Raw genomic sequence first — 18211 nt, 5'->3', positions numbered from 1 at the left:
ATGCCTCTAAATGCCTTTCGCTACCTTCACCACATTTTCTACAGTGAAGCCGAAATGCTTGAACAACTGATCGGCAGGTGCCGATTCACCGAAACTACGCATACCCACAATAGCGCCATCAAAACCGGTATATTTTTGCCAGAAATCAGCAATACCAGCTTCCACTGCCACCCGGCGGCGCACTGCTGGTGGCAATACGCTATCGCGGTAGGCTTTATCTTGCTTATCAAACACACAGGTTGAAGGCATTGAAACTACCCGCACTTTCTCACCGTTAACGCTCAACTGCTCAGCGGCTTGCATCGCTAATTCCACTTCCGAGCCGGTGGCAATTAAAATCAATTCAGGGTTTGCAGAAAAATCTTTCAGTACATAGCCGCCTTTGCGAACTGCCGCGAGCTGCTCTGCATTACGATCCATTTGCGCCACACCTTGGCGGGTAAACACCAAGCAAGTGGGGCCATCGCTGCGTTCAATTGCGGCTTGCCACGCTACCGCTGATTCCACTTGATCGCATGGGCGCCATGTTTCGCAATTTGGCGTTAACCGTAAGTTCGCCATTTGCTCTACCGGCTGATGCGTTGGGCCATCTTCACCCAGGCCAATGGAATCATGAGTGTAAACGTGAATTACCGGCTGCTTCATAAGTGCTGCCATACGAATTGCATTGCGCGCATACTCCATAAACATCAAGAAAGTAGCGCCATATGGGCGGAAGCCACCGTGCAATTGCAGGCCATTCATAATCGCCGACATACCAAACTCACGCACACCGTAATAGATGTAGTTACCACTAGCATCAGTTTGCGTAAGCGGCTTGGAATCATTCCAAATCGTAAGGTTCGAGCCGGCCAAATCAGCCGATCCACCGAGTAACTCTGGCAAAGCTGGGCCAAATGCATTCAAGGCGTTCTGTGAAGCTTTGCGGGTAGCTACTTTTTCCGGGTTAGCTTGTAGTTTCTCTACGTATTCTTGCGCAACTTCAGCCCAATTCGCTGGTAATTCGCCGTTCATGCGGCGGCTAAATTCACGCGCAAGCGCCGGGTGCTGTTCAGCATAGGCTGCAAATAATTCATTCCAGCATTTCTCTGCGTGGGCACCTTTTTCACGGGCAGACCAAGCAGCATACACATTTTCCGGCACTTCAAACTTGCCGTGTTCCCAACCGAGTGCCGCACGGGTAGCCGCAATCTCTTCTTCGCCAAGTGGCGCACCATGGCAACTTTCAGTACCTTGCTTATTTGGAGCGCCAAAACCGATTACCGTTTTGCAGCAGATAAGTGTAGGCCGTTGCGTATCGCCACGCGCTTCGGTAATGGCTTGCTGCACCGCTGCACTATCGTGGCCATCAACATCAGCAATTACTTGCCAACCATAACTTTCGAAGCGCTTCACCGTATCATCGGTAAACCAGCCTGCAACTTCGCCATCAATAGAAATACCGTTATCGTCATAAAACGCAATAAGTTTCCCTAAACCAAGCGTACCTGCCAGTGAACACGCCTCATGGGAAATACCCTCCATTAAACAGCCATCGCCCAAGAAGGTATAGGTGTAATGATCAACGATATCAAAATCTGCACGGTTGAACTGGGCAGCCAGTACCTTCTCGGCAATGGCCATGCCTACTGCATTGGTAACACCTTGGCCAAGTGGCCCAGTAGTGGTTTCTACCCCTGGGGTATAACCATACTCAGGATGCCCCGGAGTTTTTGAGTGCAATTGGCGGAAATTTTTCAGATCATCAATGCTTAAATCGTAACCTGTTAAATGCAACAGCGAATAAATTAACATTGAGCCATGGCCATTCGAAAGCACGAAGCGATCGCGGTTTGGCCAGTTAGGGTTTACTGGGTTGTGGGAAAGAAAATCACGCCACAACACTTCGGCGATATCCGCCATTCCCATAGGCGCACCTGGGTGGCCTGATTTGGCTTGCTGCACTGCGTCCATACTAAGGGCGCGAATCGCATTGGCGAGGTAACGACGATCTGACATCAGAAACTCCTGGCATTTTGTGATCATTTGAAAGGCGAAAGCCGTAAGTTGGCTAGCGCATATTGTCTATCATTCCGCCGATGCACGCAAATTGAAAGCATCACCTATCTGTGCATCGCTGCGAATAGATAGGTACAGAGAATTTAACGTTTTATTCACGTTTAGACAGATAGACGTCTAAAAGTAGATTTATGCAAGATATTACGCTACCATTGCCGCAAATTATTGGAGCTCGGAAAAACTATGGCACGTCATTTATTTACTTCAGAATCAGTTTCTGAGGGACACCCAGATAAAATTGCTGATCAGATCTCGGATGCAGTGCTCGATGCGATTCTTGCACAAGATCCACGCGCTCGCGTTGCGTGTGAAACTTACGTAAAAACCGGTATGGTTTTAGTAGGCGGCGAAATAAATACCAATGCATGGGTAGATATCGAAGAGCTTACCCGCTCTACCGTGCGCAAAATTGGTTATACCCATTCCGATATGGGCTTTGATGCCGATAGCTGTGCAGTATTAAATGCCATTGGTAAGCAATCGCCAGATATTAATCAAGGCGTAGATCGCGCTCGCCCAGAAGATCAAGGCGCCGGCGACCAAGGTTTGATGTTTGGTTATGCCAGCAATGAAACCGCTGAATTCATGCCAGCACCGGTAATGTATGCGCACAAACTTGTGCAGCAGCAAGCTAAGGTGCGCCGCACCGAACTAAAATGGTTACGCCCAGATGCAAAAAGCCAGCTTACCTTCATATATGAAGATGGAAAGCCAGTGGGTATTGATGCCATTGTACTTTCAACACAGCATGCGCCGGAAATTGATTTACCAGAGTTACGTGAGGCGGTGCTGGAAACCATTATTAAGCCTGTATTACCAGCTGAATGGTTATCCAACAAAACGCAAATTCATATCAACCCAACTGGCCGTTTTGTAATTGGTGGGCCTATGGGTGATTGTGGCTTAACTGGCCGCAAAATTATTGTAGATACCTACGGCGGTATGGCGCGCCATGGTGGTGGCGCATTCTCGGGCAAAGATCCTTCTAAAGTAGATCGTAGCGCCGCATATGCCGCCCGTTATGTAGCGAAAAACTTAGTAGCCGCCGGCGTTGCCGATCGCCTTGAACTGCAAGTTTCATACGCCATTGGTGTTGCTGAGCCAACCTCGATTAGTATCGAAACTTTCGGCACCAGCCAATACGATGAAGAAACCTTGATTGGTATCGTGCGCCAGCATTTTGATTTACGCCCTTATGGCATTTTAAAAATGCTTGATTTAGAGCGCCCAATCTATTTGCCAACCGCAGCATACGGCCACTTTGGCCGCGATGAGTTCCCTTGGGAACGGGTTGACAAAGTAGAGGTTATTCGCGCTTCGCTATAACTTACAGCGCTAATAAGAAACCCGAGTTACTGCAGTAACTCGGGTTTTTTAGTTTCCTACTATCGCAATGCGCTTAGCGGCCATCCCCTATCCAGCGGAATAAACGCGCGCCTAGCAGCAAGAATGCTAGGGTCATCGCCAGTAGAATCATAATTTGCGGTAGAATTTCCACCAACCCGGCGCCATCGAACATTACTGCGCGGGCAGCAGCGAGCAAATGCGTAAGCGGAAATATTTGCGCAAATTGTTGTACCCACACTGGCGAGCTATCCAGAGAAAACCATACCCCCGAAAGCAATAGCATGGGCCAGGCAACAAAATCGAGTAGCCCGCGGGAGAGTTCCTCACTGCGCGTGCGGGCCGCAATCAATAGCCCCAATGCGGAGATACAAAGAGAGCCCAGAAAAGCTAATAGAATCAGCAATAAGTAGCTGCCTTCCATCACAAAACTGAAAATTGCATTGCAGATTAAATACACCACAATCAGCGTTACGATTACCAGCCATACCCGCGAGGCTACCTGTGCGAGCAAAAACTCGAATGCAGAAAGAGGTGTTGCTTGTAAGCGTTTGAGTACCGAATTTTTCCGATACCGCACAATTACATACCCCACGCCATACAAGCAGCTGAACATTAAATTCATGGCTAATATGCCCGGTAGTACCCAATCTACATACCGCAATGCTTGGCCCGTTAATATTTCTTGCGTATAAGCATCGCTACGAGCGGTTAGCAATTCGGCGGCTAGTGCGCTTCCCGGCGAGCTTTCATTCAACCAATAGCGCTGCTCAGCGGGCGCAATTACTAAATCTAGTTGATGTTGCTGCAGGCGCCGCAATGCCTGTTCGCGATTGGTATAAGGCACTTGCTCCACGAAGCTTAAGCTCGCGAACTCTGGCACTCGAATTGTATGATCATTATCTACTTGCTCCTGCGCTACTTCCTGCGCTAATTCGTGCACTACGCCCACGCTCACAATGGTACGATCATCACTATCAAACAAAAAAGCGAAAGCAGCCACTAATACGAGCGGGAAAACCAAGTTCCAACTCAGCGATTCTTTATCGCGTAAAAACTCAAGGTTGCGAGCGGTAAATACACCAATAAAACGTTTCCAAAACATCATTCACCCCGCAACTCATGGCCAGTTAACTTTAAAAACAAATCATCAAGGGTTGCCGATTCAACCTGCAAACCATGCAACGAAACACCACTTGCGATTAACGCAGCCAAAGTAGTATCTACCGCCTCGGCTTGCAGTTGATAAAACTCACCTTGTGCCTCAGCTTCGGCAAACACGGGTGGCAAACTACCTGCTGTAAAGTTCGCCCGCGGTAAACGAATGAGGGCGCCACGAAAGTGTTGGTGCAATAATGCACGAGGAGCGCCTTGGGCAATAATCTTGCCTTGATCGAGCACGGCAATTTCATCACACAACTGCTCCGCTTCATCCATGTAATGGGTGGTAAGCAGCACTGTTTTGCCACGATCGCGGATAGAGCGCACTAGTTGCCAAAAATTGCGCCGAGCTTGCGGATCTAGCCCCGTGGTGGGTTCATCGAGAAACAACAAATCTGGATCATTCATTAACGCCAGCGCCAATAGCAAACGCTGCTTTTGGCCTCCCGAAAGTTTGCGGTGATCCCGATCCAAAATATCTTCCAAATTACACCAACGAATAAGCTCGTTTCTATCCATGGGCTCAGCGTAGAAACGGCTAAACAGATTCAGTACATCAGTAACTTTGAGAAAATCTGGTAGTGCCGTATGTTGAAATTGAATGCCTACTTTTTGAAAGAAGCTGCTATCTACAGGTTTACCTCGATAAAGTATTACTCCTGCATTGGCCTGCAAAATGCCTTCAAGCATTTCTATCGTGGTGGTTTTGCCAGCCCCGTTCGGCCCCAGCAAACCGAAACAGATACCCTCGCGAATATCTAGATCAAGCTGATTCACCACGGTAACGTCACCATAGCGCTTTGTAAGCCCACGTGTACTTAAAATGATATGTTCGTTCGCTGCCGGAATTGAATCTGCCAAAATAAACTCTCACTTTTGCTAGGGTTATGTTCGCTGCATTCAGCAGGAATACTCTTGCTATTTATCGCGCCAATCGCCAACGCTTACTCGCGGCCAAACAGTTGCCGCGGCCGCCTGCCGCGGGTAACATGGCAGTTATGATTACAGGTATCGCAGCGAGCAGTTTAGTAACACGCGATGCTGTTTTTACTTATCCGCTTAACCATTAAGGCTTACTATGCGCATTCCCCGCATTTATCACCCCATACCAGCAGAACATGCACTACAGGTACAACAACCGGCTGAGCTTAGCGCTGAGGCCAGTAACCATGTTGGCCGCGTATTGCGTTTACAGCCGAGTGCATTAGTAGAGCTCTTTACCGGTGATAATCACCGCTACCCCGCCGAAATAGTTGCGGTTACCAAGAAGGTAGTAACGGTAAAGGTGTTAGAACAGATTAGCGCAAATGTAGAATCGCCTCTAGCAATTCATTTAGCCCAAGGCATCTCCAAAGGCGATCGTATGGATTTTGTGCTGCAAAAATCGGTGGAGCTTGGAGTGCATAGCATTACTCCGCTATTTACCGAACGCTGTAACGTGAAGCTAAATGCCGAACGCTTAGCGAAAAAGCAGGAACAGTGGCAAAAAATCGTGATCAGCGCCTGTGAGCAGTGCGGCCGCAATACGGTGCCGCAAGTAATGCCCGCTCTCACTCTTAACGAGTGGCTTAATACTCAACGGCAAGGCCTAACCCTTACTCTTGAGCCTACGGCGCAAGATAGTTTTAAACAATTACCGGCCCACAATACGTATCAATTACTGATTGGCCCCGAAGGTGGTTTTAGTGAGCATGAGGTGCAACTCACTCAGCAGCACCATTGCCACCCTGTGCAATTGGGCCCACGCGTGTTACGTACAGAAACTGCAGCACTTGCAGCCATTACTGCGTTACAATCTAATTTTGGCGATCTCGCCTAAACCTGTTCTGGGAGTTTTTTTATGCTTCGTGTTGCTATCGTGATGGACCCGATCCAAACCGTAAAAACCTATAAAGACACCAGCTTCCGCATTGCCCTAGAAGCGCAAGCGCGTGGTTATGAGCTGTTGTATTTAGAGCTAGCCGATATGTTTATCGAACAAGGTACGGCAATGGCGCGAGTGCAGCCGCTAAAGGTAACCGATCGTGAGCAAGATTTTTATCAACTAGGCACGGCCGAAATTGTAGCAATGGGCGAGCTTGATGTGATCTTCATGCGTAAAGATCCGCCTTTTGATATTGAATTTGTGTACGCCACCCATATGTTAGATTTAGCAGCGCGAGATGGTGCGTTAGTGGTAAACCGCCCACAAAGCCTGCGTGATTGTAGCGAAAAGTTGTTTACCGCTTGGTTCCCAGATTTAATTCCCGCAACATTGGTTAGCCGCAGCGCCGAGCAGATTCGAGCCTTCCACAGCAAGCACAAAGACATTATTTTAAAGCCATTAGATGGCATGGGCGGTGCGTCAATTTTCCGGGTTGATGAAAGCGGCAGTAATCTTGGCGTAATTATTGAAACCCTTACCGCACTTGGTAATCGCTTTGCCATGGCGCAGGAATATTTACCCGCGATCAAAGATGGTGATAAGCGTATTTTAATCATTAACGGCGAGCCGGTACCTTACTCATTAGCGCGCGTTCCCTCGGCAGGCGAAACACGAGGTAATTTAGCGGCCGGTGGTACTGGTAGGCCACAGCCCTTGAGCGATAGTGATTTCGCCTTGGCCAATGCGGTAGGCCCGGTATTGAAAGAAAAAGGTTTGTACTTAGTAGGGCTTGATGTAATTGGAGATCGCATTACCGAAATTAATGTAACCAGCCCTACCTGTATGCGTGAAATTGAAAATGCCTATGGCCTGAATATTGCCGGGCAGCTATTCGATGCTGTTGTGGCAGATCTTGAGGCAACGCGGCGCTAACACATGCCGCGCGGTTGCTAGTAGATACGAAGCCAATAACGAATGCCCAAGGGCAACATGAGGAGTAAACATGGCTGATGAAAAGCATAATTCAGAATTAAGCGAAGAGTTAAGCGAAGAGTTAAGCGAGGAAACAGGCGAGTTTCAAAGCTTTGCCAACCACTTTTTGATTGCGATGCCAGGCTTAGACGACCCGTTTTTTCATCACACCGTTACCTATGTGTGCGAGCACAATGAAGACGGAGCGATGGGCTTAATTATTAATCAGCCAATTGGCATGACCGTTGCCAGTCTGCTAGAGCAGATTGATGTAGAAATAACGCATAATCGTAATTTCGACGACCTGCAGGTACTTACCGGCGGCCCAGTAGCAACCGACCGTGGCTTCGTTCTACACCCACCGCAAGAAGGATGGCGGAGTAGCTTGCAATTAAGTAGCGAAATCATGATCACTACATCACGCGATATTCTGGAAGCGCTGGGTTCCGATCGAGCACCACAGAAATTCTTACTCACCCTTGGGTATGCGGGTTGGGAAGCTGGCCAGTTGGAAGAAGAACTTGCCGACAATAGCTGGCTCACTATACCGGCCGATGCCAATTTAATGTTTACTACGCCTACCGCTGAGCGATGGGGTAAGGCTGCCGAAAGCTTAGGCTTTGAAATTGGCCAATTATCAAGCCAAGCTGGCCACGCGTAACAAGGAAGAGCATGAGCATTCTCGCTTTCGATTTTGGCACTAAAAGTATTGGTGTTGCCGTAGGTTCGGCCTTTACTGGCACCGCCTCGCCTTTGCCCGCTATCGCTGCTAAAGAAGGGATTCCCAATTGGCAAACGCTCGAAAAGCTAATTAAAGAATGGCAGCCCGAATATTGTGTGGTGGGCTTGCCCTTGAATATGGATGGCAGCGAACAACCGCTTACAGATCTCGCCCGCAAGTTTGCCAACCGTTTGCATGGCCGCTTTGGCGTGCAAATTAAGCTACAAGACGAGCGCCTTACTACGGCCAGTGTGCGCGAAGAGCTGTTCGCCCGTGGCGGCTTTCGCGAGCTAACAAAAGGCCGCGTTGATAGCGCCGCGGCCTGTACTATTTTAGAAGACCATTTCAGTGCGCAAGCCTAGTGCTCAATAGATAGTGCTACAAGTTTTCCTCTGCATATTGCGCCAGCCCCGAACGCACCACGCCATTTAAGTTCATCGTAGAACCGCCATAGTAATTTTTAAAGCGCTCCACAATAAAGGTAAGGCCTGAAGTAACCGCCGTTAAATAATAGCTGTCGATTTGTGCCAAATTACCTGAACAAATAATTTTTGTGCCTGCGCCACAGCGCGTAATTATAGTTTTTAGTTGTCCGGCAGTTAGGTTTTGCGCCTCATCGAGAATCACGATGGCATTTTGAATGCTGCGCCCACGCATAAAGTTCAGTGATTTAAATTGAATGTTGGCTTTCTTGATAATGAAATCAAGGCTTGATTCCATGTTCTCATCATTCTTATGCAGCACTTCCAATGAATCGGTAATGGCGGCTAACCAAGGCGCCATTTTTTCTTCTTCCGTGCCCGGTAAAAAGCCGATCGATTCGGCAATTTCAGGGGTGTTGCGCGTAACGATGATTTTTTCATACATGCCTTTTTCCACGATTTGCTCAAGTGCCGTAGCCAGCGCTAATAAGGTTTTACCACAGCCTGCGGGGCCTGTAAGTATCACTAAATCTTGGCTGGCATCTAGCAATGCATGCATACCCATGGCTTGGTAAATATTCTTTGGGCTAATACCCCATGCGCGTTGGCTCATTAGCCGTTCACGGCCAAGATCCAGAATTTTCACATGGCTATCAGTAAAGCTTTCTACCCGCGCGGCAAACTTTTCTGTTTCATCGAGTAAATATTCATTTGGATACACGGTAGGAAACACATCTCGAGCAATAAAGTGATAAGTATCGCGGCCATCTTGCTCGGATTTTACTTCGCCTACGGTGTCCCAAAAATCCCCCTCAAATTGATAAAAGCCTTTCGCGAGTAGGCGAATATCATCAATGAGCTGATCGGTGCGGTAATCTTCTACCAACTTCACCCCAGCGCCTTTCGCTTTCAAGCGCATATTGATGTCTTTGGTAACCAACACCACTTTTTGTGGCGCCTTACTCGCCTGCAGCTGCAATGCGGTTTGAATAATGCGGTGATCATTCTCATTCAACGATAGCGCCGATTCAGTTTGCTGCAGTTGGAAATCAGGAAAAATAGATAAATGCCCTTCGGCTTGATGCTCACCACTAATACGCGTGAGTGGCACGCCCGCGGAAATTTGCTCCGGTGTGGCTTCGTGTAATGCTTCCTCTAATGAACGAATGGCTACCCGTGCATCACGGCTAACATCTTTTTGGCGATCTTTAATATGATCGAGCTCTTCGAGCACCACCATCGGTATAACAACGTTATGTTCTTGAAAATTAAGAAAGGCGAGCGGTTCATGCAGTAAAATATTGGTATCAAGTACGTAGTATTTAATATCGGTTTGCGCAGGAGCTGATGCTGTATCCGGCTTATTTTTCGCCATATTAAGCGCCTCATTTGTTGTTGTTGTCACCTTAAGCTTAGCCTATGAACATGAACCTGCTATTACCAAATGAAGTTTTTTTGCTAATTTTTTCTAGCGCGCATTTCTGCTATGCTTGCCGCCGTTTTCACTAATTTGAACCTACTCATGTTGATCTATAATCCACCGCAACAGCCCTATCTCGAATTTATCTATCGCGATGATAATTTGCTCGTACTGCACAAGCATGCAGGGCTACTTACGGTTCCCGGCAAAGCTTTAGAGCACAAAGATAGCCTGGAACTGCGAGTACGCAGAGTGCTGCCGGAAGCGCGCATTGTGCATCGGTTGGATATGGCCACATCTGGGTTGCTGTTAATGGCGTTAAACAAGCCAACTCAGGGTGAGCTGGGGAAACAGTTTGAACAGCGGTTGGTGAAAAAACAATATCGCGCACGAGTAGCCGGTAGTGTTAACAATGCTTCTGGAAGTATTGATTTACCACTGCGCTGTGATTGGCCAAACCGACCAAAACAAATGGTATGCCATGAACAAGGAAAGCCATCGCTTACTCATTATGAGCGGGTGTCTATAAGTACCGATTCTGCAACACAATCCATTAACGAATCGATACAGTGGAGTGAGGTATTGCTTACCCCTATAACCGGGCGTTCGCACCAATTACGCGTGCACATGCAACAACTTGGCCATCCTATTTTGGGTGATCGCCTATATGGAACGCCGGCAATCACTGCCGCAACCCCGCGCTTAATGCTGCATGCCGAATACCTTGCGTTTACGCATCCAAGTACCGGCGAGCCTATGGAGTTCTTCCTACCCGCGCAATTTTAATACACGGCCCACCTAGGCAGCCGCAAAGCAGTAGTAAGCAGGTTAATCTGCCGAGCTTAGCTGCGCATTAAGTTCGCTGAGCCGCTCAGGGGTGCCAATATCTGCCCAGCTTCCTTGGTGGTGTTCGCCTGTTACCGCATGGCGCTGCATAGCCGCACTTAGAAATGGCCGTAATTTTAAGAAACCACCTTCTGAGCCATAAAATAATTGTGGATGCAGCACACTCATGCCACTAAACGTGAGCCCGGGGGCATCTACTACCCCCGTATCCCTTAGCGTGAAATCGCCCTGAGGATGGTGAATCGGGTTATTTACCAACACCAAGTGCGCCAATATGTGCGGCATGGCTGCCATTTCGGTAACCTTGGTAAGCAATCTGGAATAGGCGAAATCACTCCAAATATCACCATTTACTACAATGAACGGCTGATCTTGAAAGTAAGGTAATGCGTGCATAATACCCCCGGCCGTTTCTAAGCCACCTGCCGGTTCCGGCGACCACTGAATGCGCACGCCCCACTTCTCGCCATTGCCCAACTGCTGCTGTAATTGCTCACCTAGCCAAGCTGTATTCACCACAATATCGGTAACACCTGCCGCTGCGAGCTTTTCGATATGCCAAACGATCAGCGGCTTACCTGCCAAGGTTAATAACGGTTTTGGGGTATGATCGGTAAGTGGCCGCATACGCTCACCACGGCCCGCAGCAAGAATCATGGCTTGTTTGCGGATGCCTGTATCCACTGGCCTTGTATCCACTGGCATGGCTGAATTCATCGCTTAGCTCTCCACGTTCTGCGCGGCAATTGCAGGCAATATTTTATCTGTAAGTAACTGCTGATACTCGGCAAACTCTGCGTATTGGCTAGCAACGTTCTGCAAATATGCCACTGTGGTAGGAATATCAGCTAAATATCCGGCTTTATCATCTCGATGATACAAGCGCGCAAAAATCCCTGCTGCTTTGGTATGCCGCTGAAGGCCCATCAAATCAAACCAACGTTGCCATTGCTCGGCACTCGTACTGACTGGTAACAACTGCTCATGCAAACACAGTTCGTAAGCGGTATTGCACAATGTGTGCAACTGTTCAGCCGGCAACACTCGATAGCAATCACGTAGCAGCGACACCACATCGTAGGTAATTGGGCCTACTACTGCATCTTGGAAATCAATCACGCCAAGTGCTTCGGCGCTATCGCCCAACATCATCAGATTTCTAGAATGGTAATCACGATGCACCCCCACTTGCGGTTGCAGTAATGCATTCTGAATCAACACCTCACTAAATTTTTGCCACATATGTTCTTCTGTTGGCGTTAGCTTTAACTGCAAATGGGTGCTTAACAACCAATCACGGAACAAGCTATTTTCACGCTCTAGCAATGCTCGATCATAGGGTGGTAACGTACCTTGGCGATGCGCTTTCACCCGCATAATCGCTGGCAAGCTCTGAATCGCCGCATTGTATAGTTCAACGGCGTTAGCACTTTGCTCGGCAGCAGAAAAAAACAACTGATCGCCAAAATCCTCTTGCAGCATGGCGCCCAATTTAGGGTTACTCGCCAACACTTTCGGTACTCGCACACCTGCTTTTGCATAGGCAAGCGCAATCGATACAAAAGGTTCGAGTGATTCTGGCGGTGGTGCATCTACCAACACATAAGTTACACACCGCAACTTCGTTGTGAGCGTTACGCGAAAGTAACGACGAAAGCTGGCATCGCCTGCAAGCGTTGCAATCTTCAGGTTACGAGTGTGAATAGTGGTGCCGTGAATGGTACTTAATGCCTTGGCAACCCAAGTTGCCAGTTGCACGATTCGTTCATTTACCACAGGAGATTTCCTTTGCAGTTCAATTTTTCATAATGAATTCGGTAATTGTGCATCTTAGCAAATAGCCCGCAGAAGGAAATTGCTTTATTATGTTGCTCTTGCACGAACAACCAAGATAGAAATAACGGGATTCATGATTTCAACGGCGCACTCAACAACATTAAAATCGCTTCGCCTTAGCATTGTTGCTGCTGCTTGCTCAGTAGCCATGAGCACGCCAGCTGTTGGCCAAAATAATGATTCTGTGCCAGCGCCTCAACCGGCTTTACCGGAAATAAACGCTTGCCACGTTGTGCCTACCTGGGTAACCAATATGCCGCTGCGCGAACAAAGCATACGCGGTAGCGAGCTTGCCGTAGATGATATTTTAGTGCGCGCCGACGAAACCCATATTGAAGCCAACCGCTTTGCTGAGTTTCGGGGCAACGTATTCTTTTTACAAGGTGATCAGCGGCTAACCACGCAAAGTGCAAGTTTTGATCAACTTACCAACCAGTTTACTGCCAGCGGCGGGCTTACCTATTCCGATGGCTATATTGCCGTGCGCGCTGCCGATATTGCCGCCGATAGCCTATCGCAAAGTGCAAGCATCTTGGATAGCGAATATTACTTAATTCCCAACGCGGCCTTTGGCACCGCCGGCCGCATTAATATCAATGCTAGCGAAGGCGAGCGCGTTGTTTCCTTGCATGATGGCACCTTTACCACTTGCCCTGGAGATCGCCCAGCATGGTTGATTAAAGCAGCGCAAATTGATGTAGGTGAGGAAGATAATTGGGGTGTTGCACACCACGCTCAATTCCGTATTTTTAATGTGCCCGTGCTTTATGTACCGCGCTTTTCATTTCCTCTAAACGACGAGCGCAAATCAGGCTTTTTATATCCTACCGTGCGTAGCTCGGCCCGCAACGGCGCAGAACTGGAAGTGCCCTACTATATTAATCTTGCCGAGAACTATGATTTAACCTTTACCCCGCGCTTTATGAGCCGCCGCGGTATCATGGCGAACACTGAGATACGCTACCTGAGTGAGCAGCACGAAGTAGACGTAACCTTCGAACTACTGGCGAATGATAACGAAAGTAATAACAATAACAGCCGTTCGTTTTGGCGGGTTGAAAATGTAAGTAGTTTTAATGAGCGCTGGAGTGGTTACATTGATATAGCCCAAGTAAGTGATAGTGCTTATATCAATGATTTTGGTAGTGATTTCTTTAATCGTGCAGATCCGCACTTATATCGCCGTGGGCAAGTTGATTACAATAATGGTGCTACACGCGCGCAAATTCAGTTTGAAGATTTTCAAATGCTTGGCCCCTACCGTGCGCCTTATCGCACTTTGCCGCGGGCAAGCGTATGGCACGATCAAGCTCTGGCAAGTAATTTGCGCCTGAAAATGTTTTCCGAATTCAGCCATTTCCGCAATCCTAACGATGCCGATGATAGCGCCACTCGATGGCATGCGGAACCTACACTAAGTTATGAAGTGGTGCGCCCTGCTTGGGATTGGCAGGCTGATTTAAGTTATATGCTTACGCACTTTGAACAAACTGAAGATGCTACTCGAGCAGCTTCGGTAACACGCTACCTGCCCCAGTTCCGCTGGCATGGTAGAATTCACCTAGAGCGCGCATTTAATAGTGGCCGCGGGTTACAAACTTTAACGCCACAAGTGCAATATTTGTATGTGCCGCAGCAAGACCAAACGCAAATCGGTATTTACGATACCATTCTTATGCAAGATGATTATCACAGCTTGTTTAGACCCCGCCGTTTCTCTGGGTTAGATCGCATTGCTGATGCCCACCAAGTTACCTTGGGTGCAACTACTAGTTTTTTTGATAATAACGCTGAGGAACTTCTGCGCTTTAGCTTAGGTCAGATAATCTACCTTGATGAGAGCCAAACCCAATTGTTCGATGAAACGAGCAGAGTAACTGCGAGTAATTCTGAGATTGCGGCAGAGCTCGATTTTCAACTTAGCACGCGCTGGTATGTAAGTTCAGCCATGCAATACGATACCGATATTAGTTCGGTACGCAAAAGTAGAGTTGCGGTTGAGTATCGTAAAGATGAGGGGAACTTGATACAGTTAAACCATCGTAGAGTGCGCAGTTTAGTAGGTACCGATGAAGAAGTTGAACAAGTAGGTTTAATCGCCGCTTGGAAACTCTCTGACAATTGGTCGGTAGCGAGCCATTGGTACTCAGATTTGCGCACCAACCGAACGATGGATGCGTTGGTTGGATTGCAATATGATAATTGTTGTTGGTCGATGCAAGTAAGTGCGTATCGACGGGTAAATAGAAATTATGATTTAACCTTTGCTGATGGCCCGTTACCAGCAGCAGATTTTGATAATGGCATTAGCGTTCAATTCATACTCACAGGATTGAGCAATAGTGCTAGCGGCATGATGAATATGCTGCAACAGGGGATCTTCGGGTACCGTAGACCGTTTTATTTAAGTAATTAATTGGAAGCTTTATGAGAAAAATTACAGCCTTGGCTTTTGGTGTTGTTGCCATGCTGGCCAGCACTATGGCGTACGCAGAAACTCTTCTTGACCGCGTTGCTATCGTGGTAAATGAACAAGTTATTCTCGAAAGCGAGCTCAACGAGCTAATCGAGAACGTGCGCACAGAAGTGCGTAACAGTAGCGGCACTATGCCTTCCGATACCGCGTTAAAAACCCAAGCAGCAGAACGCTTAATTCTGCAGAAGCTGCAAATGCAAATGGCGGAGCGAATGGGTATTCGTATTGATGATGCTTACTTGGATCAAGCCATTGCCAGTATCGCCAATGAAAACAACATGCCAGTAGATGCGCTACGCCAAGAAGTAACTCGCGAAGGCGCAAGTTGGGCAGAATATCGCGAAGAAATTCGTAAACAAATCGTGATGTCGGAAGTGCAGCGTGCAAGCATTCAGCGCCGTATTTATATGAGCCCTCAAGAAATTAATTTATTAGCTGACATTATTTCTCAACAAGGCGATCAAAATACTGAATATCGCGTTGCTCATATCTTGGTAAGTTTACAAGATGAAGAGGGCAATACCGATGAGCCTGCAGCGCGCCAACGTGCCGAGCGTGTGCTCGAGTTAGCTCGTGCTGGTGACGATTTCGGCCAATTAGCCATTACCGCTTCCAGTGCGCAAAACGCGCTTGAAGGTGGTGATATGGGGTGGATGACCATCAACTCAATGCCAACTTTGTTTGCTAGTGCATTGGAAAACCAAGAAAAAGGCCATGTTGCGGGTTTATTGCGCAGCGGCTTGGGCTACCACATTTTGAAAATTCAAGATGTACGTGGTGCACAACAAGCTACCAATGAGGAAGTGTTAGCACGCCATATTCTTATTCGCCCTTCGGTGATTTTATCGGAAAATCGTGCCCAACAAATGCTGCAAGAATTTCGTGAGCAAGTAATTGCGGGCGAGAAATCTTTTGGCGAATTAGCCCGTGAGCACTCAGCAGATCCTGGCTCCGCAACAGAAAACGGCGTTCTGCAATGGGCAGTACCAGATATTTACGTTCCCGAGTTCCGTGATCGCGTTCGCCAACTCGATTTGAATGTAATTTCCGAACCTTTCCGTACTACCCATGGTTGGCATATTGTTGAAGTGCTTGAGCGCAGACAGCAAGATGTTACTGAGCAACGTTTACTGGAACAAGCGCAACAAATATTGTACAGCCGTAAGTTCCAAGAAGAACTCGATGTTTGGTTACAGGAATTGCGTGATAATGCCTTCGTGGATATTCGCACCTAAATGACCTTGCGCATCGCAGTAACCCCTGGGGAACCAGCGGGCATTGGCCCAGATTTAATCATTACACTTGCTCAGCAGCCTTGGCCTGCTGAGCTTGTTGTTTGTGCCGATGGAGAATTATTAGCGGAGCGCGCCAAGCAACTCGGCTTACCACTGCAACTCCTGCCGTATCGCCCCGATCAAGCACCACAATCTCAGCAAGCGGGTACGCTTACGCTATGCAATATTCCATTACGAGAGCCTGCAGTAGCGGGAACCCTTAATGAAGCGAATGGAGCGTATGTAATTGATACTCTGCAACGTGCCAGCCAAGGCAATATTAATGGCGAGTTTGCCGCAGTGGTTACCGGCCCGGTACACAAAGGGATAATTAACCAAGCTGGTATTGCGTTTAGTGGCCACACTGAATATTTTGCTCAGCAAGCAAACTGCAAAGATGTAGTAATGCTGCTAGCAACAGAGGGGTTGCGTGTGGCGCTAGTAACCACCCACATTCCACTTGCGTACGTATCACGAGCAATTACTCCCGATCGCTTGAGCCAAGTAATTCATATTTTGCATCATGATTTGGTGCACAAGTTCGGCCTCGATAATCCGCGCATTTTAGTATGTGGCTTAAATCCACATGCGGGCGAAGGTGGCCATTTGGGCTATGAAGAGATTGATGTTATTACTCCTACGCTTAATCTCTTGCGTGATCAAAATGGTTACAATCTCTCGGAACCATTGCCGGCAGATACCATTTTTCAACCGAAGTACCTAGAGAATGCCGACGTGGTATTAGCCATGTACCACGACCAAGGCCTACCCGTGCTAAAATATAAGGGTTTTGGTGCAGCTGTGAACATTACCCTTGGCTTGCCCTTCGTAAGAACCTCGGTAGATCATGGTACCGCGCTTGATTTAGCCGGATTAGGTAATGCCGATAGCGGCAGTTTCAAGATTGCGCTTGAGCAAGCAATTCATATGGCCAGCCAGCAACTCGAACATGCCTAAACCAAACACTAGTACAAATACGTTAAGCGCTGCTAGCATCGTTATTAATTCGCACATATCAGTTAGGAATACCAACACCGCATGAGTAAAGCTCTCGATGGGCACCGCGCCCGTAAACGATTTGGCCAGAACTTCTTACAAGATGAGATGATTATTGATGCAATTGTTACCGCAATTGCACCACAACCGGGTGACCCTATCGTGGAAATTGGCCCCGGATTAGCTGCGCTAACTCGGCCGGTAGCAGACCGCGCTGGCCATCTACATGTAGTAGAGTTAGATCGTGATTTGGCTGCTCGTTTAGAAAATGCTCCGGAATTTGCTGGCAAGCTTACCGTGCACCGTGCCGATGCATTGAAATATGATTTCGCGGCCTTATCGGCAGAGCTAGGGAAGCCACTCCGTGTATTTGGTAACTTGCCGTATAACATTTCTACACCGCTAATTTTCCATTTGCTGAGCCACTTGAATTGCATTAGCGATATGCATTTCATGCTGCAAAAAGAAGTGGTTGAGCGTATGGCGGCCGAGCCAGGTAGCAAAGCTTTTGGCCGCTTAACCGTAATGATTCAGCAAGCCTGTAAAGTTATTCCGGTGATTGAAGTACCACCTGAAGCCTTTAACCCTGCACCCAAAGTAGACTCTGCAGTTGTGCGCCTGGAGCCCTACAGCGAATCACCATGGCCGGTAATCGATCGCGCCATGCTTAACCATGTTTGCCATACTGCGTTTCACCAACGCCGTAAAACCATGCGCAATAACATGAAAGAGCTCATGTCTGCTGAGGAGCTTGAGGAATTAGGTATTAACCCAACCGTACGCCCAGAAACACTGCACGTAGCCGATATCGTAAAAATGGC

At 48.0% G+C, this 18211-nt stretch carries 16 protein-coding genes; 10 read left to right on the top strand and 6 right to left on the bottom strand.

Annotated features, from left to right (window positions below; all coding sequences use genetic code 11):
* Nucleotides 1-6: 6 nt before the first annotated feature.
* On the bottom strand, nt 7-1998 hold the full coding sequence (gene tkt / locus ACNA7P_RS02740) for a transketolase (protein ID WP_416257077.1): 1992 nt from the start codon (nt 1996-1998) through the stop codon (nt 7-9).
* A 243-nt stretch (nt 1999-2241) separates the two neighbouring features.
* On the opposite strand from tkt, the gene metK reads away from it, so the two are divergent.
* Nucleotides 2242-3384: a methionine adenosyltransferase gene (gene metK / locus ACNA7P_RS02735; RefSeq protein WP_416257076.1), complete on the top strand. Its 1143-nt coding sequence runs from the start codon at nt 2242-2244 to the stop codon at nt 3382-3384.
* A 73-nt stretch (nt 3385-3457) separates the two neighbouring features.
* Here metK and ACNA7P_RS02730 read toward each other — a convergent pair whose 3' ends face one another.
* Complete coding sequence (locus tag ACNA7P_RS02730; protein WP_416257075.1) at nt 3458-4510, bottom strand: ABC transporter permease; 1053 nt, start codon at nt 4508-4510, stop codon at nt 3458-3460.
* Complete coding sequence (locus tag ACNA7P_RS02725) at nt 4507-5424, bottom strand: ABC transporter ATP-binding protein (RefSeq protein WP_416257074.1); 918 nt, start codon at nt 5422-5424, stop codon at nt 4507-4509. The genes ACNA7P_RS02730 and ACNA7P_RS02725 overlap by 4 nt, the downstream gene beginning before the upstream one ends.
* Nucleotides 5425-5641: 217 nt before the next feature.
* Between ACNA7P_RS02725 and ACNA7P_RS02720 the strand changes: the two genes are divergently transcribed.
* From ACNA7P_RS02720 to ruvX, 4 genes are all read left to right on the top strand, one after another.
* On the top strand, nt 5642-6382 hold the full coding sequence (locus ACNA7P_RS02720) for a 16S rRNA (uracil(1498)-N(3))-methyltransferase (protein ID WP_416257073.1): 741 nt from the start codon (nt 5642-5644) through the stop codon (nt 6380-6382).
* 21 nt (nt 6383-6403) lie between these two features.
* Nucleotides 6404-7360, top strand: a complete 957-nt coding sequence (gshB, locus tag ACNA7P_RS02715) for a glutathione synthase (protein ID WP_416257072.1) — start codon at nt 6404-6406, stop codon at nt 7358-7360.
* Nucleotides 7361-7430: 70 nt separating this feature from the next.
* Nucleotides 7431-8060, top strand: coding sequence for a YqgE/AlgH family protein (locus tag ACNA7P_RS02710; RefSeq protein WP_416257071.1), 630 nt, complete (start codon nt 7431-7433; stop codon nt 8058-8060).
* An 11-nt stretch (nt 8061-8071) separates the two neighbouring features.
* Nucleotides 8072-8482 (top strand): Holliday junction resolvase RuvX, encoded by a 411-nt coding sequence (ruvX, locus tag ACNA7P_RS02705; RefSeq protein WP_416257070.1) that lies wholly within the window; start codon nt 8072-8074, stop codon nt 8480-8482.
* A 16-nt stretch (nt 8483-8498) separates the two neighbouring features.
* Here ruvX and ACNA7P_RS02700 read toward each other — a convergent pair whose 3' ends face one another.
* Nucleotides 8499-9917 carry a PhoH family protein gene (locus ACNA7P_RS02700; RefSeq protein ID WP_416257069.1) on the bottom strand — a complete coding sequence of 473 codons (1419 nt, stop codon included), beginning with the start codon at nt 9915-9917 and terminating at the stop codon, nt 8499-8501.
* 147 nt (nt 9918-10064) lie between these two features.
* Between ACNA7P_RS02700 and ACNA7P_RS02695 the strand changes: the two genes are divergently transcribed.
* The gene (locus ACNA7P_RS02695; protein ID WP_416257068.1) at nt 10065-10748 is read left to right on the top strand and encodes a pseudouridine synthase; all 684 of its coding nucleotides are present in this window, start codon (nt 10065-10067) and stop codon (nt 10746-10748) included.
* 42 nt (nt 10749-10790) lie between these two features.
* On the opposite strand, the gene murU is transcribed toward ACNA7P_RS02695, so the two are convergent.
* The gene (murU, locus tag ACNA7P_RS02690; protein ID WP_416257067.1) at nt 10791-11525 is read right to left on the bottom strand and encodes an N-acetylmuramate alpha-1-phosphate uridylyltransferase MurU; all 735 of its coding nucleotides are present in this window, start codon (nt 11523-11525) and stop codon (nt 10791-10793) included.
* A gap of 3 nt (nt 11526-11528) precedes the next feature.
* Nucleotides 11529-12584, bottom strand: a complete 1056-nt coding sequence (locus ACNA7P_RS02685) for an aminoglycoside phosphotransferase family protein (RefSeq protein WP_416257066.1) — start codon at nt 12582-12584, stop codon at nt 11529-11531.
* A gap of 133 nt (nt 12585-12717) precedes the next feature.
* On the opposite strand from ACNA7P_RS02685, the gene ACNA7P_RS02680 reads away from it, so the two are divergent.
* From ACNA7P_RS02680 to rsmA, 4 genes are all read left to right on the top strand, one after another.
* On the top strand, nt 12718-15060 hold the full coding sequence (locus ACNA7P_RS02680; RefSeq protein ID WP_416257065.1) for an LPS-assembly protein LptD: 2343 nt from the start codon (nt 12718-12720) through the stop codon (nt 15058-15060).
* A gap of 11 nt (nt 15061-15071) precedes the next feature.
* Nucleotides 15072-16355, top strand: coding sequence for a peptidylprolyl isomerase SurA (gene surA / locus ACNA7P_RS02675; RefSeq protein WP_416257064.1), 1284 nt, complete (start codon nt 15072-15074; stop codon nt 16353-16355).
* Nucleotides 16356-17351: a 4-hydroxythreonine-4-phosphate dehydrogenase PdxA gene (pdxA, locus tag ACNA7P_RS02670; RefSeq protein ID WP_416257063.1), complete on the top strand. Its 996-nt coding sequence runs from the start codon at nt 16356-16358 to the stop codon at nt 17349-17351.
* Nucleotides 17352-17432: 81 nt separating this feature from the next.
* On the top strand, nt 17433-18211 hold a 779-nt coding region (gene rsmA / locus ACNA7P_RS02665), incomplete at its 3' end, for a 16S rRNA (adenine(1518)-N(6)/adenine(1519)-N(6))-dimethyltransferase RsmA (protein ID WP_416257062.1).

Source organism: Aliidiomarina sp. (assembly GCF_047920995.1).
Lineage (GTDB): Bacteria > Pseudomonadota > Gammaproteobacteria > Enterobacterales > Alteromonadaceae > Aliidiomarina.
This window is presented reverse-complemented; position numbering and strand designations above follow the sequence as displayed.